Source organism: Streptomyces sp. NPDC044106 (genome assembly GCF_056433985.1).
On record NZ_JBWKFZ010000005.1, the window covers coordinates 447,964 to 471,641 of the forward strand.

Consider the following 23,678-nt stretch of genomic DNA (forward strand, 5'->3'; position numbering starts at 1 on the left):
CGATGGACCAGGTGACGGCCCTGGAGCTGCAGGCCGCCCTGGTGCTGGCGGCCGCTCGCCCGCGAGCGGCACGCGCCCTCCTGGTCACCGTGCACGCCTGGGGGGACGCGATGGCGGCCGAACTGGTCGATGCATGGGCGACGCCGCAGCCGGACGCCGACAGCGCTGAGCTGATCGGACGCCTCGCCGTCGCCCTGGCCGAACAGGCGGCAACCCGGCCGCGGCTGGCCCGGGAGCTGAGGTACTGGCTCGACGGAACACCGTCCCGTACTCCGGCCGAGGCCGCCAATTCCATCGGCGGCACCGCGCAGGTGCAGGGCTCCGTCGTCCAGGCACACGGCATCCACGGCGGGGTGCACATCCACTCCACGCCACGGGCGCGCGTAGTACCCCGCCAACTACCGCCCGTGCCCGCCCACTTCACCAACCGCGAGCGGGAGCTGGCCGCGCTCGATCACACGTTGCGGGTCTCGCCGGGAGAACCGGTGATCGCGGTCATCAGCGGCGCCGCCGGTGTCGGCAAGACCACACTGGCGCGCCGTTGGCTGCTCGGGCTGGTCGACGACTTCCCTGACGGACAGCTGTACGCCGATCTACGAGGGCACTCCGACCGTTCCCCCGCGCGTCCCGGCGAGCTGCTCGGGCAGTTCTTGCGGGCCATCGGAGAGGAACGGGTTCCCGCGGACCTCGGGGAACAGGCCGCCCTGTGGCGATCGGCCACGGCCGGCGGGCGGATCGCTCTGTTGCTGGACAACGCGCTCAGCGCGGCCCAGGTCCGCCCGCTGCTGCCCGGTAGCGCCAGGGCGCTGACAGCGGTGACGAGCCGAGGGCGCCTGAGCGGTCTGGGTATGGACGGCGCGTCCTTTCACCCGCTGGGGGTCCTCGCCACTCACGACGCGGTGGAACTGATCCGCAGGCGGATCGGCCGGGACCGGGTCTCCCGTGAACCCGAGGCCGCGCTGAAGGTCGCACGGGCCTGCGCGGGGCTGCCTCTCGCGGTGTGCGTCGCCGCGGCCCATGTGGCGGCGCGGCCCCGGCAACCGCTGGCGGCGATGGCGGGAGCGCTGGGCGGCAGGGGCCGCGGTGCCCTGGACGCGCTGCGGGTGGAAGGAGAGTACGCCGTACGCGGCGCCCTCGACACGTCGTACCGCCTGCTGCCGGCCGAACAGGCACGCGGCTACCGCAGGCTTGGCCTGGCCCCGGTTGCCCTGCTCGGCGCCGAGACCGCGGCGGAGGCCTGCTCGCTGCGAAGGGAGGATGCGGACCGGCTCCTCGACGAGCTGGCCGAGGTCAATCTCCTGGAGGACCTGGGTCCCGACCCGCGCACCGGTACCGGACGGTTCCGCTTCCACGACCTGGTGCGGGCCCACGCGGCACAGCTCGCCGTCGAGCGGGACGGGCCCGCCGACGCCGAGGCGGCGGTACGGCGCGTGATCGACTACTACCTGTCCGCCGCGACCGAGGCCGAGACTCTGCTGACGCCGAGCCACCGCATCCTGGCCCGGCGCTACGCCCATCCCCCCACCCAGCGTCCGCCGTTCGAGGACGCACCCGGCGCGCTCCACTGGCTCGACACCGAAAGGGACCATCTGATGGCCGCGTTGCGTGCCGCGGTGGAGCACGGATGGGACGACACGGCGTGGATGCTCGCCGATGCGATGTTCCCGCTCTTCCTTCGCCTGCGCCCGTACGACCTGTGGATCGAGGCACATGAGACAGGTCTCGAAGCGGCTCGTCGCGCAGGTGACAAAGAAGCCGAGGGGCAGATGCTGACCTCAGGTGGCGCCGGGCTGCGCAACGCGGGGCGGCACGACGAGGCGGTCGGCTGGTTCGGCCGGGCACTGGACGTGGCACGGGAGCGGGTGGCCTCGCTGGAGAGCGGCGGCGCCACCCCTGTGGCAGGCCCCGTGGACCGGCAGGCGCTGTCCGCCGCCCGCCGTGCCGAGGCGCAGGCCCTGCACGGCCTGGGGCAGTCACATCGGCTGGCCGGACGGCTGGCGGAGGCCACCGGCTACTTCCGGCTGGCCCTGCCGCTCCGCGAAGCGATCGGTTACCGGCGCGGCGCCGCCCTGACCAGGATCTGCCTGGGAGACGTGGCGCTGGCCGACGGGCGCCCGCACGAGGCACTGCCCCACCTGACCGCGGCCCGGGCGGACCTCCTGGCCGAGGGCGACCCCTACGACGCCGCCCGCGCCCTGGCCTTCCTCGGGCAGGCCGCCCTTCGCTGCGCCGGCGACGACGCGTCCGCCGTGGTGGCCGCGGAGACCCAACTGACGGAAGCCCTAACGGAGTTCGAGGCCACCGGCTCCCTGCACTGGCAGGCCCGCGTCCTGGAGTTCCTCGGTGAGGCGGCCGAGGAGCGGCGCGAGCCGGAGCGGGCCAGGAGCTGGTACGCCCGGTCCCTGGCCCTTTACCGGGCCGCCGGAGCACCGGACGCGCGGCGGCTCGAGGAGCGGCTGAGGGGCACGGGATGAGGCCGTGAGCGGGCGCGGTACCACCAGCCGCCCTCTGCCCGGCGCACCACGACCAAGACGCATCCCGGATAACGCTTCAGGGCCCGAACGGCCAGCGACGCCGCTGCTCGGCGCGGGCGCGGGAGGTCCGCGTACAGCACGTCGGCGCACTGCCGCCAGGTCTCGCCGGTTCGCCGTCCGGTGGCCGGGCAGGGCCGCAGGCAGTCGAGGCAGACGATCACCGGTCCGTCGGAAAGAATGAGCGCGCTCATGCCGGAACCTCCTCACCGGCGGACGCCGCGCCAGGCAGGCCCACCGGAACCGGCAGCGACGGCAACGACGCTTCGTAGGCGGGCTCGCCGAGACCGAGCAACCGGTACATCAACTTTCGCGCGTTGCGAGCGAACCGGCCCGGCTCGGATGAGATGCGTCGCCCGATCCGCTCGTATTCCTCGGTGGGACACTCCGTACGCGCATAGGCGAGCTGCTCGGCCAACGGGTGCACGGGCGACAGGGCGGGCACGGTCCTGGCCAGCTCGGCCGCGGGTGAATCGGGGTTGATGTCCGTGACCGGGAAACGGGCCAGCAAGAGGGTCGCGGGAGTGAGCGTGGCGTACAGCGTGACCGAACCGTGGTCGCCGATCACCCAGTCCGCGGCGATCAGCGGCACGCGCCAGTCGGTGTCCGGCGGCAGCACGACGATGCCCCGCCGCTGGGCGACGGCAAGCCAGGACCGCACCTGCCAGTCCCCGTGGCCGGACCAGACATTGGGGTGCACCAGGATCGCCACCAAGTGGCGGGCTGGGTCGAGTTCGGTCAGGAGGCGGGGCAGGAGGGCGTCCAGGCCGTTGAACGACGAGCCGGGGCCCCAGGTCGAGGAGACGAGGACCAGGCGTTGCCCGGGGCGCAGGCCCAGCGCCGTGCGGTAGCGCCCGCGCAGCGGCAGGCTCGCCACGAGCCGGTCGTGACAGGCGTCCCCGACCACCTCGCTGACGGGCAGGGCCTCCGGGCAGGTGCGGGCCAGGGTGGCCAGCTCCTCGCGGTGGGCGAGTGCCAGGGCTTTCGGCACCACCTTCCCGTGCCGGGTCAGATACTGCCGCCCCAGCTCGCCGACGGTGCGGGGTGCTCCCGGGTCACGGTGGTCCGCGAGTCGGGACAGCTTGATGTGTCCTGCGCCGTGCGGAATGCGCAGCAACGGCCCGCGCAGCCGGTGGACGCCCTGGGAGCCGGCCGCGAGGACGAGGTCGAACTCCATGCGCAGCGCGGCCTCCCAGGGCAGCACCGTGTTGCCCAGTGTGCGCAGGACGCGCTCCACCCCGGCGTTGAAGGCGTGCGGGGCGACGGTGAAGTGGGTCTGGATGCGTAGGTCCGACTCCAGCAGCGGCAGCAGCTCCCGCAGCCGGCTGCCGTACACCTCGGTGTGCACGACGACGAGAACGCGCTTGCAGTGGGGCAGGGTCCGCCACTGCGAGGCGTCCCCGGATCCGGAGCTGACTCCGGATCCGGGTAACGCCGCTGTCGCGACGCTTCTGTTGTGAACCGCCATTGTTCCCCCCGGTGTTGTGGTCTCCTGTCGGGTGACGTGCTTCGGGTCGGGGGTGCCCCGGAGCACGGGCGGAAAGCTTGCGCGACGCTTGCGGGATCCTTGCAGGAGCGGTCTGCGCCGGACGGGTTCAGCGCGTCAGAACGTCAGCTTCCAGCTGTTGATGTAGCCCGTGTCCTGCGCCGCCACATCCTGCACCCGCAGCTGCCATGCGCCGTTCGCCGGCTCGCTGGAGGCGTTGACCGTGTACGTCGCGACGACGTTGTCCGCCGAGTCGTTGCCGCTCGAGTTCTTCAGGCGGTACGCGGTGCCGTCGGGGGCCAGCAGGTCGATGACCACGTCGCCGCGCCAGGTGTGGCGGATGTCGACGTCGACCTTGAGGGTCGCGGGGGCGTTGCCGGTGCGGCCGGTGACGTTGACCGTCGAGGTCACCGCGGGGCCGTTGTCCGGGATGGCGACGTCCGTGGTGTTCTCGTACGTGTCGCCGGGCGGGACAGGCGTGTCCCCCGCCAGGTTCCAGATCGCGTAGGCGATGGCGTCGCTGTTGCGGTCCAGGGCCGTGTCGTTGATGTTCGACGACGTGTCGCAGGACGAGTGGTAGCAGCGGTCGAAGGCCTGGCCCGCCGTGCCGCCCCACTTCTGGGCCTGCGCACTGGACTTGGTGCGCTCGGCGCCGCTGAAGAGGCCGCCGACCGGGATGCCCGCGCTGTCGAACGGGGCGTGGTCGGAGCGCCCGTCGCCCTCGGTCTCGATCTCGGTCGGGACGTTCAGGCCCGCGTAGTAGTCCTTGAACGTCTTCTCGATCGTGGGGTCGTCGTCGTAGACGAAGTAGCCTGGGTTCGGGGAGGCGATCATGTCGAAGTTCAGATAGCCGTTGATCTTCGAACGGTCGGTGGACGGCAGGTTGTTGACGTAGTAGCGCGAGCCGACCATGCCCAGCTCCTCGGCGCCCCACCAGGCGAACCGCAGGTGCTTCGTGGGCTTCAGCTGGGCGCGGGAGACGGCGAGCGCGGTCTCCAGGATGCCTGCCGAACCCGAGCCGTTGTCGTTGATGCCGGGGCCGGCGGAGACGCTGTCGAGGTGGGCGCCCGACATCAGGACCTTGGTCTCGTCGCCGCCCGGCCAGTCGGCTATCAGGTTGTAGCCGGTGGCGCCGCTGGACGTGAACTGCTGGATGCGGGTGGTGAATCCGGCCGCGTCCAGCTTGCCCTTCACATAGTCGAGGGAGGCCTTGTAGCCGGGGCGACCGTGGGCGCGGTTGCCGCCGTTGGCCGAGGCTATGGACTGCAACTGGGAGAGGTGCGCCTTGACGTTGGCGAGGGGGATGTCGGGCGCCGCCAGGGTGGGCGAAGGGCGGGCGGCGGAGGAGGGGGAGGCGAGGGCCGTGGGCGCGGTCGTGGCGAGGAGGCCGGCCGCGGCGAGCACGGCCACGCCGGCGCCGGCCCGTCTGAGGGTGCGGGGCAGGGCGGGTCTGGAGAGATTCATGTGGGGCTCCGGATTCCGGACAGTGGGAGGTTCGGAACGTGCGAGGCGCCCTGCGACGCGGGTGCCGCGGGGCGCCTTTGGAGCTGTGCGTTGCCTGATGTTGAGGGCGGGACGACCCGCCGTCAAGAGGGGGAACCGGTCCCCTTGCGGTCCACCGCGTCCGGATAGCGGACGACCCGCCCGCGCTCCCGCCGCGTCAGAAGAAGACCCCGCACCTCAGCAGCACATTCGCGTACGGCCGGGCCTCGCCGGTGCGGACCACCAGGCGGGATTCCTTCGAGCGCCGCTTGAGCTCCTCGTGCGGCACGAGGCCGAGCGCGGGCAGGCTCTCCCGCAGCAGCCGCGCCGCCGCCGGGTTGGCCTCCCGCACCTCGTGCGCCGCCGTGCCGCCCTCCACCACGAGCTCGTCGAGCAGGCCGTCGAGGACCTCCGCGAACGAGGGGACCCCGGCGCGGAACGCCAGGTCGACCACGCGCGGCCCGGCCGGTACAGGCATGCCGGCATCGCAGACGAGCACCGTGTCACCGTGCCCCAACTCGGCGAGCGCGCCCGCCAGATGACGGTTGAGGATGCCCGACCTCTTCACGGCGCCGGAACCTCGGGGACGGTCGCCGCGAGCTCCGAGGCCGTTGGGTACGAGTCCTGCGCCCCCTTACGGGTGACCGCGGCCGAACCGACCCGCACCGCGTACGCCGCCGCCGTCGCCAGGTCCTCACCGAGACCCAGGCGCCAGCCGAGCGCCGCGGTGAAGGCGTCGCCCGCCCCGGTCGTGTCCACCGCGTCGACCTTCGGGCTCGGGACCCGTACGACATCGGTGCCGTCCGCCGTGAGCGCCCCCTGCGCGCCCAGCGTGATCACCACGGAACGCGGGCCGAGCGCGAGCAGTCCGCGCGCCCACTCCTCGGGGGCGTCGCCCGCGTCCTCGCCGAGGACGACGTGCGCCTCGTGCTCGTTCACCACCAGCGGGTCGCACGAGGCGAGGACCTCGGCGGGCAGCGGGGCCGGCGGCGAGGGGTTCAGGACGAAGCGGCTTCCCGGCCGCAGCGTGCGGACGACCTCGGCGACCGTGTCCAGGGGGATCTCCAACTGGCTGGAGACCACCCGGGCCGCCGCGAGCAGGCTGCCCGCCGCCCGGATGTCCTGGGGGGTCAGGCACGCGTTGGCGCCGGGCGAGACGACGATGCTGTTGTCGCCGGACGGGTCGACCGTGATCAGCGCGACGCCGGTGGGCGCGCCGCCCACCAGGACGCCGACGGTGTCCACACCCGCGGCGCGCTGCGCGTCCAGGAGGAGCCTGCCGTGGGCGTCGTCGCCGACCCGGGCGAGGAGCGCGGTGCGGGCGCCGAGGCGGGCGGCGGCGACGGCCTGGTTCCCGCCCTTGCCGCCGGGGTGGACGGCCAGGTCGGAGCCGAGGACCGTCTCGCCGGGCGCGGGGCGGCGCTCCACGCCGATCACCAGATCGGCGTTGGCGGAGCCCACGACCAGCAGCTCGTAGTCGTCGTTCATGGGTGTTTGTTCCTGCTTTCGTACGATGAGGTGCCGATGTGACGGTACCCGGAGCGGCCGTCGGTCAGGAGAAGTCCTGCACGTTCTTCGCCGTGACCACCTTCACCGGCACCTTCACCGTCCCCGGCACCTTCTTGCCCTGCGCCGACCGCACCGCGTTGCGGACCGCGATCTTCCCCAGCTCCGCAGGCTGCTGCGCCACGGACGCGTACAGCGTGCCCGCCCCGACCGCCTTGAGACCGTCGGGGGTGCCGTCGAAGCCGACCACCGGGACGGAGCTGCCCGCCTTGTCGCCGAGCGCCTTGACCGCGCCGAGCGCCATCTCGTCGTTCTCGGCGAAGACGCCGGCCACGCCCTTGTGGGACTGGAGCAGGTTCGTCATGACGTCCAGGCCCTTGGTGCGGTCGAAGTCCGCCGGCTGCTTGGCGACGACGTCGATGCCGGGGTACGCCTTGATGCCCTCGGCGAAGCCCTGCCCGCGCTCGCGGCTCGCGGAGGTGCCGGGCGTGCCCTGGAGGACGACGACCTTGCCCTTGCCGCCGAGCTTCTCGGCGAGCGTCTTCGCCGCCAGCCTGCCGCCCGCGACGTTGTCGGAGGCGACCAGCGTCGCGGTCTCCGCCTTGTTCACCCCGCGGTCGGCGGCGACGACCGGGATGTCCTGCTTGTTGGCGCCGCGCACGGCGGGGCCCGCCGCGTCGGAGTCCACCGGGTTGACGATGATCGACTTCACGCCCTCGCCGGTGAAGTTCTGCAGCTGGTTGGACTGCTGCGAGGCGTCGTTCTGGGCGTCGGTGACGGTCAGGTCGATGCCCGACTTCTCGGCCTCGGCCTGCGCGCCCTCCTTCATCTGGACGAAGAAGGGGTTGTTGAGGGTGGAGAGCGACATGCCGATCTTCGTGCTCGTGCCGGACGAGCCCGAGTCGAAGAAGGAGACCGCGCCGATCACCGCCGCCACGACCACGGCGGCGACCGCGTACTTCAGCGCTTGCGGCCCCTTGCCCCGCACGCCGCCGGAGGTGCCCGACGAGGCGCCGGGCGTCGCGCCCGCCTTGCGCCGCAGCGTGTCCAGGAGGACCGCGAGCGCGATGACGACACCGATCACGACCTGCTGCCAGAAGGCCGACACGGAGAGGAGGTTGAGGCCGTTGCGCAGCACCGCGAGGATCAGCGCGCCGATCAGCGTGCCGGACGCCTTGCCGACGCCGCCCGCCAGGCTCGCGCCGCCGATGACGACCGCGGCGATCGCGTCCAGCTCGTACCCCTGGGCGGCCTGCGGCTGCGCGGAGACCAGACGGGAGGCGAGCACGATGCCCGCGACGGCCGCGAAGAGACCGGAGAGCGCGTAGATCACGATCTTCTGGCGCTTGACGCGCAGCCCGGACAGGCGCGCCGCCTCCTCGTTGCCGCCGATCGCGTACATGGAGCGGCCGATGAACGTACGCCCGAGGACGACCGCCGTCACCAGGCCCATCGCGACCATCACGACCACCGGGACGGGCAGCCACCCGCCGAGGGTGTCCCCGAGGTGCGAGACCGAGTCGGGGAACGCGATCGGGCTGCCCTGCGAGATCACCAGGGAGAGGCCGCGGGCCACCGACAGCATCGCGAGCGTCGCGATGAACGGCGGGAGCTTCCCGTACGAGACGAGCAGGCCGTTGACGAATCCGCAGGCGATGCCGGTGGCGACGGAGAGGACGACCGCGAGCCATACCGGCAGCCCCTGCGAAGTCGCCGTCCAGGCCAGGACGGTGGCCGAAAGCGCGGCCACCGAGCCGACCGACAGGTCGATGCCCGCCGAGACGATCACGAAGGTGACACCGAACGCCAGGATCGCGGTCACCGCGGCCTGTACGCCGACGTTGAGCAGGTTCTGAGTGGTGAGGAAGTCGCCGGAGAGCAGCGACATCGCCACGACCAGGACTATCAGGGCGCTGAGCGCGCCGTTGTCGAGCAGGACGCGGCGGAGCGTCGGTGCGCCACCCGCGTCGCGCTTCAGGGTTTCAGTGGCCACGGGTGCCCTCCGCCTCTTCCTTGTTCCGTACCGCTTCTTCGTTCCGTACCGCCGAGGTGGTGACGGCGAGCGCCATCACCGCGTCCTGGCTCGCCTCCTCGGCCGTGAGTTCGCCCGCGATCCGGCCCTGGGCCATGACAAGGACCCGGTCGCTCATGCCGAGCACCTCGGGCAGGTCACTGGAGATCATCAGGACCGCGTGCCCGGCGGCCGTCAGCTCGTTGATCAGCTGGTAGATCTCGACCTTCGCGCCCACGTCGATGCCGCGCGTCGGTTCGTCGAGAATGAGGACCCGGACGTCGGCGAGCAGCCATTTGCCGATGACGACCTTCTGCTGGTTGCCCCCGGAGAGGGTGCGCACGTGCTGGCCGAGCCCGGCCATGCGCACCCCCAGCTGCTCGGCGATCCGGGCCGCCGCGCGCTGCTGCCCCTTCAGATCCACGAGCCCGGCGCGTGTCGCCGAACGCAGCGTCACCAGGCCGAGGTTCTCCTCTACGGACGCGTCCAGGAGCAGCCCCTGGCCCTTGCGGTCCTCGGGGACCAGGCCGACGCCCGCGCCCATCGCCGCGTTCACGTCGTGCCGGGGCAGCCGCTCGCCGTGCACGGCCACGCTGCCCGTGTCGTAGGGATCGGCGCCGAAGACGGCGCGCGCCACCTCGGTGCGGCCCGCGCCGACCAGACCGGCGAGGCCCACGACCTCGCCGGCCCGCACCTCGAAGCTGACGTCGTGGAAGACGCCGTCGCGGGTGAGACCGTCGACGCGGAGCAACGGGGGCCCGGGGGAGGGGCGTTCGGGACCGGGGCCTTCGGGGTCCGGGCGTTCGCGCGGATATTGCTGCTCGATGCTGCGCCCCACCATCAGGCGTACGAGTTCGTCCTCGTCCGTCGACGCGGGCACCTGGGCGACGCTGCGGCCGTCGCGCAGGACGGTGACGCGGTCGCCGAGCGCGGCGATCTCTTCGAGGTGGTGGGTGATGAACACGATGCCGACGCCGTCCTCGCGCAGCGTGCGTACGATCCGGAAGAGCTTGTCGACCTCTTCGGAGGTGAGGACGGCGGTGGGCTCGTCCATGATGAGCACGCGCGCGTCCAGGCTCAGCGCCTTGGCGATCTCGACCATCTGGAGCCGGGCGATGCCCAGTTCGCGCACCTTGGCGCGCGGCGACACGTGTACGCCGACCCGCTGGAGCAGCTCCGCCGCGTCGGCCTCCATCCTCTTCCGGTCGACGAGACCGAAGCGGCGCGGCTGGCGGCCCAGGAAGATGTTCTCGGCGACGGTCAGGTCGGGGACGAGGTTGAACTCCTGGTAGATGGTGGCGATGCCGAGCCGTTCGGCGTCCTGCGCGCCGTGGATGCGCACCTCGCGGCCCTCGGCGAGGACGCGTCCGCTGTCGGGGCGGTAGGCGCCGGAGAGCATCTTGATGAGGGTGCTCTTGCCCGCGCCGTTCTCGCCGAGCAGGACGTGCACCTCGCCGCGGCGCAGATCGAAGTCGACGGAGTCGAGCGCGACGACGCCGGGGAACGTCTTGCGGATGCCTTCGATGCGCAGCAACTCGCTCTGGCTGCTCACGGGTTGCTCCTTCGTCGGGAGGGTGTCTCGTCGGGTGCGTGCGGCGGGGGCGGGGTGTCCTCCTCGCCGCAGGAACGCCGGACGACGAGGCGGGCGGGCAGGGTCACGGACTGCGGGCGCCTGCCCTCGATCCGGTCGACGAGCGCCCGCACGGCGGCCCGGCCGAGGTCGGCGGTCGGCTGGGCGATCGCGGTGACGGGCGGATCGGTGTGCACGAACCAGGGGATGTCGTCGAAGGCCGCGAGCCCGATGTTGTGCGGGACGCGCAGGCCGTGCGCGCGGATGGCGTCAAGCGCGCCGAGCGCCATCAGGTTGTCGGCGGCGAAGACGACGTCGGGCGGCTCGGGCAGGGCGAGGAAGCGCGTCGTGGCGCGCCGCCCGCTGTCGGCCTGGAAGTCGCCCTGCCCGATGTACGCGTCGGGCAGCGCGGTGCCGTGCTCGCGCAGCGCCTCACGGAAGGCCTCGACGCGCTCGCTGCCGGTGGTGGTGGCGGCCGGGCCCGCGATGATGGCGAGCTTGCGGTGGCCGAGTCCGTGCAGGTGGGCGACGAGGTCGCGGACGGCCCCGCGCCCGTCGGAGCGGACGACGGGGACGTCGACGCCGGGGATCCACCGGTCGACGAAGACCATCGGGGTGCCGGCGCGGACGGCGTCGAGCATGAGCGGCGAGCCGCCGTCGGCGGGGGAGACGAGCAGGCCGTCGATGCGCCGGTCGAGCAGGGTCCGTACGTGGTGGTCCTGCAGCTCGGGCCGCTCGTCGGCGTTGCCGATGATCACGCTGTAGCCGAGCGCGCGGGCCGCCTCCTCGACGGACCGGGCCAGCTCCGTGAAGTACGGATTGAGTACGTCGCTGATGACGAGCCCGAGGGTCCGGGTCTGGTCGGTGCGCAGGGACCGGGCGACGGCGTTGGGCCGGTAACCGAGCGCCTCGACGGCGGCGAGCACGCGGGCGCGGGACGCCGGGCTGACGGAGGGGTGGCTGTTCAGCACGCGTGACACGGTGGCGACGGACACACCGGCCTCGGCCGCGACGTCCTTGATGCCCGCCGAACCCTGGGCCATCTCGGTCCACCTCCTCGTGGAATCGATTACACGGAGGATTGGAAACGATTACACGCGGGTGTGGCAAGGGGTGGGAGGGGCGCGGGGAGTGAGTGAGATCTGATCGTGATGTGCGGGCGGGATGCGGCGGAGCGGCGCGCGCCCCCGCTCGGGGTGGGCGGACGACGCGGGCGCCGATCCCTCAGCCGCCCGCCTCCACCCGCAGCGACTTCACCCCGTTGATGAAGTGCGAGACGAGTCGGCGGGGCGGTTCCGTGATGTGCAGGGTCGGCAGCGTGCGGGCCAGCTCCTCGTAGAAGACACGTAGCTGGAGGCGGGCGAAGTGGGCGCCCAGGCAGACGTGCGGGCCGTCGCCGAACGCCACGTGGGGGTTGGGGGAGCGGGACAGGTCCAGGCGGTGCGGGTCGGTGAAGACGCGCTCGTCGTGGTGGGCCGAGGCGTGGAAGACGACGACCTTGTCACCGGCCGCGATACGCGTACCGGCCAGCTCCGTGTCGCGGGTCGCCGTGCGCCGGAAACTGAGTACCGGCGGGTGCCATCGCAGGAGCTCCTCCACGGCGGAGGCGGCGGGGACCGCCCCGGCGCGCAGCCGCTCGTACTCGCGCGGGTTCCGCGCGAGCGCGAGGAGGCCGCCGGGCGCGGCGGCGCGCACGGTGTCGTTGCCCGCGACGGTGAGCAGGAAGAAGAACATCTCCAGTTCGGGGCCGGTCAGCTCGGGGTCGGCTGCGAGTGTCGTCAGGACGTCGTCGCCCGGGTGCTCGCGCTTGTGCGCCGCCAGCGTCCGCGCGTACGCGAACATGTCGCGCAGCATCGCGGGCGAGCGCGGGTTCAGCGGCTCGCCGTCGGGGCCGGGCACGGGTGCCGCCGCCTCGTCCGGGTCCTGGTAGCCGATGACCCGGCGCGTCCAGTGCAGGAGCAGGCCGCGGTCGGCCGCCGGGACGCCGAGCAGGTCGGCGAGGTTGAGCAGGGCGTACTCGTCGGTGACGGCGCTGACGACGTCGAAGGTGCCGTCGCCCGTCCGGGCCTGCTCGACGGCGGCGCCCAGGAGTGTCCTGGCCCGTTCGCGCAGCCCCGCCCCGAGGCGCGCGGTCCGCCGGGGCGTGAACGCGCGGCTGACCAGACGGCGCAGCCTGCCGTGGTCGGTGGCGCCCGCTCCGCCCGAGGGGCAGCGGGAGACCGTGGCAGGGTCCTGGTTGAGCATCATGCGGCGGATGAACGGCAGATCGTCCGGCGCGGGATCGCGGATCTGGGTGGCGCCCAGGTACGAGGAGTACGTCGCCGGGTCCTTCAGGACGCGCACCACGTCCGCGTGCCGGGTGACCGCCCAGAAGCCGGGGCCCGCGGGCCAGCCGAGCACCGCCGGTTCCTCCTGCCGGGCCACGGGGTGGTGGTCGCGCAGCACGCGGTAGCGGTCGTACGGGACGCCGTCCGCGTACAGCCGGGGATCGAAGACGTCGGGGACGTGTGGTGTGCCCGTCGGTATGTCGCGGTCGCCTTCGCGGTCGCGCAGGGTCATGCGGCGCCGCCCGGGGAGGCGTCGGGAGCGCGCCCCTCGTCGAGCGAGCCCCCACCGGCCGCGTCCGAGCCCCCACCGACCGCGTCCGGGCCCCCGCCCGCACCCTCGTCGGCGCGCAGGAAGTCCTCCACCGTGCGGATCAGTTCCAGCGGTGCCTCGTCCATCGCGTAGTGGCCCGCCCCCGGCAGCTCCGCCAGCTCGCCCCGCGGGTAGTGGCGCAGCCACGTGCCGCGCATGAGGTCCGCGGAGAGCGCGGGGTCCAGCGCCCCGGTGACGGCGAGTGCCGCGACCGGCGACCCCGCGACCTCGGCGTGGAAGTCGTCGCACGCCCAGGAGTCCAGCCAGGCGCGGAACGCCTTGGCGTCGCTGACCGCGAGGGAGCGGCGCACCATCCGGTCCAGCCAGGCCCGGGGGCGTACGCCACCCGTGGTGATGTCGATGATGGTGCGGCGGTTCTCCGGGGTGTGCGCGGCGCCCGCGAACAACTCCCATTGGTCGGGCGGCAGTTGGAGGCCGGTTGCCGGTACCGGTGATACCCCGACGAGGCGGCGCACCCGCTGTGGCGCCGCGGCCAGGACGCGCTGCACGACGCCGGCGCCCATGGAGTGCCCGACGAGCGAGAACCGCTCCCAGCCGAGCCGTCCTGCCAGCCCGAGCACGTCCGCTGCGCCCTCGCTCGTCGTGTACGCGCCGGGGGCGTCCTTGGCCTCGCCGTACCCGCGCAGATCCACCACCGCGTACTGGAACGCACCGCCGTCGAGATCCGCGAGCACCGGCCCGTACGCCGTCCGGTCGGCGAACCAGCCGTGCACCGCGATCACCTTGTGCGGGCCCTCGCCGAGCAGGGTGTGGGGGAGCGGGAAGGGGGTCACTGTGGCTCCGATCGCCGACGGGGCGGGGCGGGCCCCGGCCGGGTGCGGGACCGTGACCACGGTGTCCCCAACCCCGGCGGCGCGCAAGGGTGCCCGTGGTTCGGCAGGGCGTTCGACTCCGGGGGCGACGGGTGCGCGCCGGTGCGGGGGTGAACTTGGCGGACGGCCTGCGGGCGGGTGCCGCGGGTGGTCAGAATGTGGCATGGCCATCCGTCGCCTCAGTTACCGGTTCGAGCAGGAGCCGGACGACATCGGAGCCCCCCGCCTGATCCTCGCGGATCCGGCCGGCTCCGAGCAGCAACCGTGCGAGGAAACACAGGAGTTGGGAGCGGCCGTCGAGCGTGTCATGGGCGCGGGCGGCGAACTGAGCTACAGCCTCCTCCCGGACGGCGGACGGCTCCTGTGCACCGGCCTTCCGGAACAGCGTGTGGAAGTGCTGCACCTGAGCGCCGACACCCCGGGCCCCGGGCCCGCGTGGCCGATCGACACCTGGCGCGCCGACGGCTGGGAGCGGAGCGGCGACGACACGCTGGGCGCCGGGTTCGTCGAGTCCGGGCTGCCCGTGCGCCAGGCGCACTTCGACCCGGGGCTCCTCGTGGAGTTCGCCAGGGCGCGCGCCGACCGCGTCGCGCCCTTCCTCACCGATGTGCGCCGGCTCTTCGAGGACCCGGCGGGGCGGCAGATCGTCCTCGTGGAGGAGGACGCGGAGACCGTGGCCCGCTGGGTCGCGCTCGCCTGCGCCTCACTGCCCGAGGCGTACGTCCCCGCGTTGACGTTCACGACGTGGACCACCGACCCGCGCCGCGCCCCGCAGCAGATCGTCGGCATCGGCCCGGACGTGGTGTTCGACCGCTCCGACGACGCGACCGTCGAGTACCTGTACCGCGTGCACGACAGCACGGGCGGGCCGGAGAGCCCGCCGCCCGCCGAGCCCGACGCCTGGGCCCGGCTGACGGCCGAGCGGTGGCTCGCGGGGAACCCGCCGCGCCCGGTGCCCGGCGCGACGGCACGGCCCGACGACCCCTTCGCGCTCCTGCCACTCCTCCTGGGCGCGTACGAGGGCGAGCCGGGCACCGGCGGAACGGGCGCCCCTTCCGGCGCCGAACTCGCGGGCCTGAGCGGTGCGTCCCTGGCCGCCGTCTTCGACGCCTTCGCCCGGTCCGTGCGCAGGGGCGAGAGCGACCCGCACACGCTCGACGAACTCGACCGCCTCTGCCGCGGCCTCGACGGCGACCACGCCCTCGCGGCGCGCCCCCTCGCCCTCGCCCTCGTCAGACACCGGCTCGACGCATCCCGCGGCCGCGACGACCTGCCCGACCTGGCCGGCTTCGAAGGCCTGCCGCTCGGCCAGGAGGCGTGGCGGGAGCTGCGCGAGGAGTACGGGAGCCGTGCCGACGACGCCCTGCGCGCCCGGCTCCGCGGCCCCGTCACCAGCTGGACCGAGCCGCTCCGGCTCGCCCTCGCCGTGGGGGCCGACGGCGGGCCCGGCCTCGCCGAGGCCATGGACCGGCTCGCGGACGCCCTGCTCCACCCCGAGCGGCGCGACTGCGCGCAGGCCGTCGAGGTCCTGACCGCACTCGGCCATGTCGCCTTCACCCGCCGGGTGTTCCGGCTCCTCCTCGTGGACTTCACCGAACGCAAGCTGGACCGCCTGTTCGCGCTCGCCGACTCCCCCCAGGGCGACTGGCTGCGGAGCAACATCGAGGACGCGCCGCTCACCATCCGCCTCGCCGCTGCCGCCGCGCACTGGAGCGGCCCCCCGGACCACCTGCGGGGCGCCGAACTCTTCGAACGGCTCACCGAGTTCCTCGCCGGGCACCGGGTCGAGGACGTCGCGACGCTGCGGCTGCTGTGGCGCATCGTGTGGCGCAACGGCTCGCCGGACCGCGCCGACCAGCCCTGGGTGGCCCGCACCTGCACGCCCCGCCTGATCATCGAGGCCGACCTCGGCCGCCGCGTCATGGGCTGGCTCAAGGAGCCGGACGACTGCGACGTCGAACTGGTCGAGTTCGCCCGGAAGATGCGGCACGACTCCAAGCTGGGCGCCCAGGACCGCGACACCGCCGAACTGCTCGTGACCGCCCAGGACCTCCTCGACGGCCGGCTGCCCCTGAACGGTACGTCCGCCGAACGCCTCAGAAAGCTGCGCCGCAAAGTGTCACCGCTCGGTACGGTGCTGCGCCGGGGCGTCGACGAACGGGTGGGCCGCGCCCTCGCCCGGGCCAACCCGCTCGACGCGTGCCCGCACGGACTGCCGATTCTCCTCGTCGCGGGCCCCGACCTGCTGGAGGCCTACCGCGCGGAGGCACTGGACGACGAGCGGTGCGCGCGTATGACCCGCGAACTCCCCGGCAGACCGGCCGAGTTGGCGGCGTACTACTACCTGTGGCGGCCCCGTCGGCGGCACGGCGTCACCGCGGAGTGGCGCGCGGTCGCCGAAGAGCTCCTCGACCGGGCCCTCGCACCCGTCCTCGGACACCTCGACGAGCACCACCTCGGACAGGTGGCCACCGTCCTCCAGCGGGAGGAGCAGGACGTCCAGGAGTGGACCGCGTGGCGCCACCGGGTGGCCCAGGAGCGGAACTGACCGTGCACCACCCCGCGGCGAGCGCGGACCGGCCGCCCGCGGCGGCCCCGCCGCCCCACCAATCCCTCTCACTCCACGAAAGGACCAGCGTGAGCGACACCAGCGAGACCGTCGTCGACAACTTCCCCGGCGGCAGTATGGCGAGCCGCCCCGTGCACTTCATCTGGATGCTCGACTGTTCGGGGTCCATGGGCGTCAACGGCAAGATCGGCGAACTCAACTTCGCCATCCGCGAGGCCATCCCCGAAATGCAGCAGGCCGCCCAGTCCAACCCCGCTGCCTCCCTCCTCGTGCGCGCCATCACCTTCGCCAGCGGTGCCAGCTGGCACGTCGGCGCGCCCACCCCGGTGGACCAGTTCTCCTGGGAGGACGTGCACATCTACGGCGGCACGGACATGGGCGCCGCCTTCAAGCTCGCGGCGGGCGCCCTGCAGACCCCGCCGATGCCGCAGCGCGCCCTGCCCCCGGTGCTCGCCCTCGCCTCCGACGGGCAGCCCACCGACGACTGGCGGGCGGGGCTGCGTGCCATCGACAACACGCCGTGGGGCAAGCGCGCCGTGCGCGTCGCGGTGGCCATCGGCGACGACGCGGACAAGAGCATGCTCAAGGAGTTCCTCGGCAACCCCGAACTGGAGCCCCTCCAGGCGAAGAACCCCCGCCAGCTCGCCGCCGCCATCCGCTGGATGTCCACCGCGGTCGTCACCAACGCCTCCACCCCGAAGCTCGACGACGGCACCAAGCCCACGACGCCGATCGACGTCCCGTCGCTGACCAAGGGCGAAGACGACATCTGGTGACCGGCCTTGAGGAGACGACCGAACCGGGCCCGGCGCCGGCCGCGCCGTGGGCGCTGCTCGACGGCGCGGTCAAGGGCGTGGCGAAGAGGTACAGCCAGGACCGCAGCGCGGCGCTGCCCGCCGCCGGGGGCCACGCGGTCGTCCTCGCGGTCGCCGACGGGCACGGCAGCGCCGCGCACTTCCGCAGCGACCTCGGGGCGCAGTGGGCGGTCGAGGAGTTCACGGCGTGCGCGCGGGCGTTCGCCCACGAGGCGGCGCGCGTCGGGGACGACGCCGCGGGATGGCCCGTGCTGCGCGAGGAGGCGCGCCGCCTGCCGCAGCAGGTGGGCCACCGCTGGCACGAACGCGCCCGGTGGTACGACGCCAGCTCGCCCGCGCACGGCGCCCGCGGACTGCTCCGGGCGGCGCACTCCGGGACCCCGGAACGCCCGCGGCCCGACCTCGCCGCCTACGGCAGCACCCTCATCGGCGCCGTACTCACCGAACACATGCTGTTCTGCTGGCAGTTGGGTGACGGTGACCTCGTGCTCGTGGACGGCGGCGGTACCCCGCACACCCCGCTCTCCACCGGACCCGACATGGGTGACGAGACCGACTCGCTCTGCGAGCCCGAACCCTGGCGCAAGATGCGCCTGCACTGGCAGCCCTTCACCGGCGGCGCGCCACCGTGCGTACTGCTGTCCACCGACGGGCTCTCCAAGAGCTTCGCCGACCACCAGGGTTTCCTGGACTTCGCCACCGGCCTCGGCAGCCGCGCCGCCGGACAGGGCGTGGCGGCGGTACAGGCCCAGCTCCCGGACTGGCTGCGGCGGGCCGCCAAGTTCTCCGGGGACGACACCACCCTCGTGGGCGCCATAACGGTGTCCTCAAAACGCAGCGACGAACGTCAAGGGCAGAGAGGAACAGAATGGTGAACGGCATGCTCGCCGCCGGAAAGACCCTGGTGGCCGAGTCGGGGGAGACGCTGAAGGTCGCGGAGCTCTTCGGCTCCGGCGGCCAGGGCGAGGTCTACCGGGTCCAGACCCCCACCGGCGACCGGGCGGTGAAGTGGTACTACCCCCAGCTCGCCGACGCCCGCCAGCGGGAGATCCTCGAAGGCCTCATCGCCAAGGGCTGGGACGACCCCCGCTTCCTGTGGCCCACCGCCATCGTGATGGACCCCGAGGGCGAGCAGCCCGGCTTCGGCTACCTCATGGACGTACGCCCCGCACGCTTCCGCGATCTGCCCGCGCTGTTCCGCCGCGACCCCTCCGTGGCCTCCGCGACGATGCGCACCCTGGTGACCGTGGCGCTGCACACCGTCGAGGCCTACCGCGCCCTGCACTCCCGCGGCATCGCCTACCGCGACATCAACTGGGGCAACATCTTCTTCGACCCGGGCGACGGCTCCGTCCTGGTCTGCGACAACGACAACGCGGTGGTCGAGGGTGCCGAGGCCGCCGTCGCGGGCACCATGGACTTCATGGCGCCGGAGCTGGTCCGGGGCGACAAGGGCACACAGCCCGGCACCCAGAGCGACCTGCACTCCCTGGCCGTGCTGCTATTCCTGCTCCTGATGAACGACCACCCGTTCAACGGCGCCCTCGCGCTCAACATCCGCTGCATGGACGAGGCCGCCAAACGCCGCCTGTACGGCACCGACCCGGTCTTCGTCTACGATCCGGCCGACACCCGCAACCGTCCGGTGCCCGGCGAGCAGCCGACGGTCGAGGCGACCTGGGGCGCGCTGCCGCAGATCCTGCGCGACCTGTTCATCCGGACGTTCACGGACGGCCTGCGCAGCCCCAAGCTGCGGGTGCGCGAGTCGCAGTGGCGCGACGCGCTCAGCCAGGTCCTCGACGCCATCACCCAGTGCGCCGTGTGCGGCAAGCAGAACCTGACACAGCCCGACGGCGCGCCTCCGCCCTGCTGGAAGTGCCGCACCGTCCTGACGCTGCCGCCCCGCCTGGAACTGGTCACCGGCACCGGCACGCTCCGCACCAGGCGCGGCATCCGGCTCGCCCCGAGCGCCCGCGTCTACGCCCACCACCTGCGCGAGGACCCCGACCGGCACGACTTCTCCGCCGTGGTCGGCGAGGTGACCGAACACCCGCAGCAGCGCGGCAGGTTCGGCCTCACCAACCGCACCGGGTCCGTGTGGACGGCGCGCAAGGACGACGGGACGGTGCGCGACGTCGACCCGGGCAAGACGATCGCGCTGCGGTCGGGTCTGCTGATCGAGTTCGGCGGCGGGACGGAGGCCGTGGTCAAGGAGTAGGGGCGGGGAAGGGGCGTCGGCGGCGGCGTCGGCGCCGCCACCACCACGCCCGCCACCACGTCGGCGCGGGCGGCGGCGGTGGCAAAGGCGCCGCGGGCAGGACCGCGCGGGCCGGTTCCGTGCCGATCGCCACGGCGTCGGGGCGGGGCAGCGGCGTCACGGTGACGACGCACTCCCCGGCGGACACCGGGAGAACGACGACGCGTTCCGCGCGGTGCGCGCTGCGGGCCACCCGCCGTTCGCCGCCGCGCTGCCCGTCGGTCCACGCCGCGCGCACCAGGACGGCGGGCTCCGGCCAGTCGAAGTACAGCTCGGCCCGGTCGTCGGCAACCCGACGTACCGTCAGACGGCCGATGGCCGCCGGGTGTTCGATGACGACGCTCGGTCCGGAGACGGCCCGCTCGCCGAGGACGCTCACCGCCGTCACCCGGACCCGCTGCCGGGGCGGCGGCAGCAGCTCGGCGCACGCTTCGGTGCCCGACGCGGTCGCCGGGATCCGGTCCGCCCGGCCGACGAGCCCGGAGACGTCCGTGCCCGGTGCGACCGGGCTCCCGGTCCACGGCAGGAGCAGGCCGTCGCCGAGCTGCGGGGGCCGCCACGCGATGGTGACCCGCCCGCCGTCCGCGTGCCGGCGCACGGTGAGCTCCTCCACCGGCGAGGGCCACCGCTCGGCGCGGGCGGCGACCGTCACCCCGCGGGACCACACCAGGTCGCCGTCCGGGTCGCGGTAGCCGCAGCGCACCTCGTACGTGTACGTTCCCGGCGCCAGCGGCACGTCGAGCAGCCGGTCGAGCTCGCAGTCCACCCGTACGAGCGAGGACCCGCCCCAGCCGTCGGTGTCCTCCCGGGTGCCCGACCGGGTCACCCGCACCTCGGCCGCCGCAGGATCGGGCCGCCAGCTCAGCCGCACCCCGCCGGGCACGACGGTGCCGCGCAGTTCCGTGACGACCGGGGTGAGCAGCACGGGGGCACTGACGCGCGGGACGCCGGCGACGCGGCCCCGGCGCAGCGGGACTACGGCGTACCGGAGGGAGCGGCCGACGGGCGCGTCCGCGTCGACGGCGCCGAGGTCGCTCCCTGCCGCGACCGTCTCGGCCGCCAGGTGCGGGGCGCCGTCGGGGAAGCGCAGGACGCGGTACGAGACGCCGTCCGCGCGGCGCGGCGGCGCGCACCAGGCCAGGCGTACGGCACGCTCCTCGGCCACGGCCGCCACCGCCGAACCCGGCGGGGCCTGGGAGCTGTCGGCGAGCAGGGTGGCCGCCCGCAGCAGGCCCGTCCGGGCGTCCGGGTCGTCCGCGGCCAGGCGGAGCGCGGCGAGCCAGGCGCCGGTGGCGGTGCGCGGCGCGCCGGTGGCCTCGGCCGCGGCGCCCTCCGCGGTGAGCCGGGTGACCTCGGCGGACCGCGCGCGGACGGCGTCGACGAGTGCGGCGAGGCGGTGGTCGTCCGGCCCGTCCGGGTACTCCGAGGCGCGCGGCAGCCGGGCCATGGTCCGCTCGGCCTCGCGCAGCCGCACCCCGGGCCAGATGTCGTTGAGGGTCTCGGCGGCGTGCCGGGCCGGGCCGTTCACGGGGAAGCCCGCGGCGACGGCGGCGGCGAGCGGGCCCGCGTCGGCGCGGTGCACGCCGAGGGCGGTGGCCTCGGCCTCGCCGGGCCGTTCGCCGCCGTCCCTGAGCAGACAGCAGAGCTCCCACAGGACCAGGCGCCGCAGCCCCATCGCGTCGTCCCGCACCAGGGTCTCCAGCGTGTCCACCAGGGCCGCCGCCGTGTCGGCGCGCGGGTCCGACGAGGACAGCCACTGACCGCGCGCCCGCCGGACGAACGCGAGGTCGACGCGGTGCCAGATGCCGCCGCGGCCCGGGAACCAGAGCCCGTCGAGGATCCGGAAGCCGTCGTCCGTGGTGGCCCTCGGCAGCGTCCCGAAGACGGAGTCGTGGGCGGGGGCGGGGGCCGGCGCGCGCAGCACGTCCGCCGCGTGTCGGAAGCGCAACTGCCGTAGCGCTTCGTGGAGTTGGGTATACCCGCGCATGCCGGGGCAGCGGGGCAGGACGGGCGGCGGCACGTGGGCGCCGCGCGTTCCCGGGTCTTCGCCGGGGCGCAGGACCGCCATGGCTCAGTCGCCCGGGGCCGTGTAGAAGTACACACGGACCACGGCGGTCTCCGCGGGCCTGCCGAGGCTGTGGTAGTCGTCAGTGGCCGTCTTCCTGGTGAACATCTCGGGGCGGGCCCTGCCGAGCAGGCCGTTGACGCGGTGGGCGTAGGCGTTGCCGTTCGGGCTGCCGCCGAAGGTGAGGACGAGCGCCGCCTCGCGGCCCGGCCACTTGCGGGTGTCCTTCGAGATCTGCTCGACGATGTCGCCCTTGTCGTCGCCCGCCACCTCGAACTCCTGCGGGTGGCGGTCCACGGAGCGCGGCCCGACCGGGGTGGGGGTGGGCGGACCGCTCTTCGACGGCGTGGGCTTGTCGTGGCGGTCGTCGGCCCTCGGGTCCGGGCGGTCGCCCATCGACACCAGTGCGAGCACGAGCAGCAGATCGGCGAAGAGCCACCCCGCGAGCACGACGATCCCGAGCCGTCCGCCGCGCCGCCGCAGACGCCGGCCTCGGCTCACGCGGCGCCTCCGCCCCTCGGAGCGGGTGGCGGCAGCCGGGTCGTCGGCGGATCGAGCGGGGTATCGAGCGGGGTGTCGGGTGCGGGATCCACCGGCGGGTCGACGGGGCGGCTCGGCCCGGGGACGGAACTCCCCTCGTTCGGGCCCCCGTTGGCGGCCCTGCCATCGGGAAGGCGGCTGCTGTACGCGTACCCGTGCGTACCGCCGTTCGTCCCGTAAGCCCCGTTCCCGTTCGGGGCGAGCGCGCCCGCCAGCGCGTCCATGCGGGCGTCGAGACGGGCCGCGGCGTCCTGCCAGTGGGCCGCGGCCGCGTCCCACCGCTCCGTGGCCTCGCGCATGCCCTCCACCGCCTCGCCGGTGCGGCCGGTGCTCGACACCAGGGCCTGCGACGCCAGTTCGGTCGCCCTCGCCACCGACTCGGACTTCACGACGAGCGACTGCTGGGCCGCGATGAGGGCCTTGAGCGAGGCCTCGACGGTGTTGCCCGCCGACTTGACGTGATCGGCGATCCCGCGGGCCGCGTCCGCGTTGGCCCGGCCCGCCTTGACGGTCTCCGTCGTGCCGACGCGCAGGGAGGTGTCGATGCGGTGGGCCGCGTCACCGAGCTTCGGCACCTCCGTCGTGAGGGCCCGCGTCGCCTGGCTGAGCGCGTTGACGGCCTGACCCACGCAGGTCGTGGCGTCGTTGAGCGCCTTGTGGCTCTGCTCCGCCTTGTGGGTCACCAGCTGCATCGTCTGCGCGGCCTTCGTGAGCTGCGCGGTGAACTGCTGCGGGGAGGCGGCGCGGTGCGGGGCGAGCAGCATCTGGGTGCGGGTGAGCACCGACGCGAGCTCCGCGAGGAGCCGGTCCTCGTCCGCGTCCTGTGTCTCCTCGTGGCGTTCGGTGCGTACCCGTACGCGCCCGTGCCACACGGACAGCGCGACGAGCAGGGCGATCAGGACGACCGCCATCAGCGCGACGTTCTCGAAGCGCCCGAACGCCGACAGATGCCCTCCGAAACCCGACTGCCACAGTTGCAGGAAGGGGCGCGTCGATTCCTTGGGATCGTCCTTGGCGAGCTCCCCGTACGCGCGCACGGCCTCCCGCAGGCCGAACCAGGTGATCAGGAGCGGCACGAAGACCAGCACCCCGAGAGCCGCCTCGAGGAGCCGGTCGTGCCGTCCCGGCGCCCGGCCGGTGGCCGCCCGGACGCTCTCGGGGCGTACGTAGGCCCGGACGAGGTCGATCTCCGCCCACCGGTCGAGCTGGTTGGACCCGGCGAGGTCCTGGTGGAGGACGGTCAGTTCGGCGGAGCGCGGCGCCAGCGCGGGCAGGCCCGCGAGGCGCCGCAGCTCCTTGACGATCAGGGCCTTGTCGAGCAGTTGTGCGGGCGTCAAGCGGTTCCCTCCCTGGCTTTGCGGGACGCGTCCCCGGGC

At 73.7% G+C, this 23,678-nt stretch carries 17 protein-coding genes; 5 read left to right on the top strand and 12 right to left on the bottom strand.

The annotated features are described in order from the left end of the window. Positions 1-2 precede the first annotated feature (2 nt). Positions 3-2,474 (top strand): ATP-binding protein, encoded by a 2,472-nt coding sequence (locus AC07DI_RS11585; protein ID WP_478903933.1) that lies wholly within the window; start codon positions 3-5, stop codon positions 2,472-2,474. 247 nt (positions 2,475-2,721) lie between these two features. Here AC07DI_RS11585 and AC07DI_RS11590 read toward each other — a convergent pair whose 3' ends face one another. From AC07DI_RS11590 to AC07DI_RS11630, 9 genes are all read right to left on the bottom strand, one after another. Further along, positions 2,722-3,879 carry a hypothetical protein gene (locus tag AC07DI_RS11590; RefSeq protein WP_478903935.1) on the bottom strand — a complete coding sequence of 386 codons (1,158 nt, stop codon included), beginning with the start codon at positions 3,877-3,879 and terminating at the stop codon, positions 2,722-2,724. A 255-nt stretch (positions 3,880-4,134) separates the two neighbouring features. Beyond that, the gene (locus tag AC07DI_RS11595; protein WP_478903936.1) at positions 4,135-5,481 is read right to left on the bottom strand and encodes a M28 family metallopeptidase; all 1,347 of its coding nucleotides are present in this window, start codon (positions 5,479-5,481) and stop codon (positions 4,135-4,137) included. A gap of 196 nt (positions 5,482-5,677) precedes the next feature. Then, positions 5,678-6,067, bottom strand: a complete 390-nt coding sequence (gene rbsD / locus AC07DI_RS11600; protein WP_478903938.1) for a D-ribose pyranase — start codon at positions 6,065-6,067, stop codon at positions 5,678-5,680. Next, the gene (locus AC07DI_RS11605; protein WP_478903939.1) at positions 6,064-6,987 is read right to left on the bottom strand and encodes a ribokinase; all 924 of its coding nucleotides are present in this window, start codon (positions 6,985-6,987) and stop codon (positions 6,064-6,066) included. Before AC07DI_RS11605 ends, rbsD begins: the two co-directional genes overlap by 4 nt. Positions 6,988-7,051: 64 nt before the next feature. Next, complete coding sequence (locus AC07DI_RS11610; RefSeq protein ID WP_478903941.1) at positions 7,052-8,998, bottom strand: ABC transporter permease/substrate-binding protein; 1,947 nt, start codon at positions 8,996-8,998, stop codon at positions 7,052-7,054. Continuing rightward, positions 8,988-10,568 carry a sugar ABC transporter ATP-binding protein gene (locus AC07DI_RS11615; protein WP_384248573.1) on the bottom strand — a complete coding sequence of 527 codons (1,581 nt, stop codon included), beginning with the start codon at positions 10,566-10,568 and terminating at the stop codon, positions 8,988-8,990. The genes AC07DI_RS11610 and AC07DI_RS11615 overlap by 11 nt, the downstream gene beginning before the upstream one ends. Beyond that, positions 10,565-11,629: a LacI family DNA-binding transcriptional regulator gene (locus AC07DI_RS11620; RefSeq protein WP_478903942.1), complete on the bottom strand. Its 1,065-nt coding sequence runs from the start codon at positions 11,627-11,629 to the stop codon at positions 10,565-10,567. Before AC07DI_RS11620 ends, AC07DI_RS11615 begins: the two co-directional genes overlap by 4 nt. Positions 11,630-11,810: 181 nt before the next feature. Next, positions 11,811-13,145: a cytochrome P450 gene (locus AC07DI_RS11625; protein ID WP_478903944.1), complete on the bottom strand. Its 1,335-nt coding sequence runs from the start codon at positions 13,143-13,145 to the stop codon at positions 11,811-11,813. Further along, positions 13,142-14,017, bottom strand: a complete 876-nt coding sequence (locus AC07DI_RS11630; protein ID WP_478903946.1) for an alpha/beta fold hydrolase — start codon at positions 14,015-14,017, stop codon at positions 13,142-13,144. Before AC07DI_RS11630 ends, AC07DI_RS11625 begins: the two co-directional genes overlap by 4 nt. 202 nt (positions 14,018-14,219) lie before the next feature. Between AC07DI_RS11630 and AC07DI_RS11635 the strand changes: the two genes are divergently transcribed. From AC07DI_RS11635 to AC07DI_RS11650, 4 genes are all read left to right on the top strand, one after another. Next, positions 14,220-16,604: a GTPase-associated protein 1-related protein gene (locus AC07DI_RS11635; RefSeq protein ID WP_478903947.1), complete on the top strand. Its 2,385-nt coding sequence runs from the start codon at positions 14,220-14,222 to the stop codon at positions 16,602-16,604. Between the two features lie 137 nt (positions 16,605-16,741). Next, complete coding sequence (locus AC07DI_RS11640; protein ID WP_384248724.1) at positions 16,742-17,401, top strand: vWA domain-containing protein; 660 nt, start codon at positions 16,742-16,744, stop codon at positions 17,399-17,401. Next, on the top strand, positions 17,398-18,315 hold the full coding sequence (locus AC07DI_RS11645; RefSeq protein ID WP_478903949.1) for a protein phosphatase 2C domain-containing protein: 918 nt from the start codon (positions 17,398-17,400) through the stop codon (positions 18,313-18,315). The genes AC07DI_RS11640 and AC07DI_RS11645 overlap by 4 nt, the downstream gene beginning before the upstream one ends. Further along, on the top strand, positions 18,309-19,658 hold the full coding sequence (locus AC07DI_RS11650; protein WP_384248562.1) for a protein kinase domain-containing protein: 1,350 nt from the start codon (positions 18,309-18,311) through the stop codon (positions 19,656-19,658). The genes AC07DI_RS11645 and AC07DI_RS11650 overlap by 7 nt, the downstream gene beginning before the upstream one ends. Here AC07DI_RS11650 and AC07DI_RS11655 read toward each other — a convergent pair. Genes AC07DI_RS11655 through AC07DI_RS11665 form a run of 3 tightly spaced genes read right to left on the bottom strand, consistent with a single transcriptional unit; the run spans position 19,648 to position 23,639 of the window. Further along, complete coding sequence (locus AC07DI_RS11655; protein WP_478903951.1) at positions 19,648-21,765, bottom strand: hypothetical protein; 2,118 nt, start codon at positions 21,763-21,765, stop codon at positions 19,648-19,650. The genes AC07DI_RS11650 and AC07DI_RS11655 overlap by 11 nt on opposite strands. A 3-nt stretch (positions 21,766-21,768) precedes the next feature. Further along, a complete protein-coding gene (locus tag AC07DI_RS11660) occupies positions 21,769-22,263 on the bottom strand; it encodes a hypothetical protein (RefSeq protein WP_384248559.1) in 495 nt (164 codons plus the stop codon). After that, positions 22,260-23,639, bottom strand: a complete 1,380-nt coding sequence (locus AC07DI_RS11665) for a hypothetical protein (protein WP_478903952.1) — start codon at positions 23,637-23,639, stop codon at positions 22,260-22,262. Before AC07DI_RS11665 ends, AC07DI_RS11660 begins: the two co-directional genes overlap by 4 nt. Between the last annotated feature and the right edge of the window lie 39 nt (positions 23,640-23,678).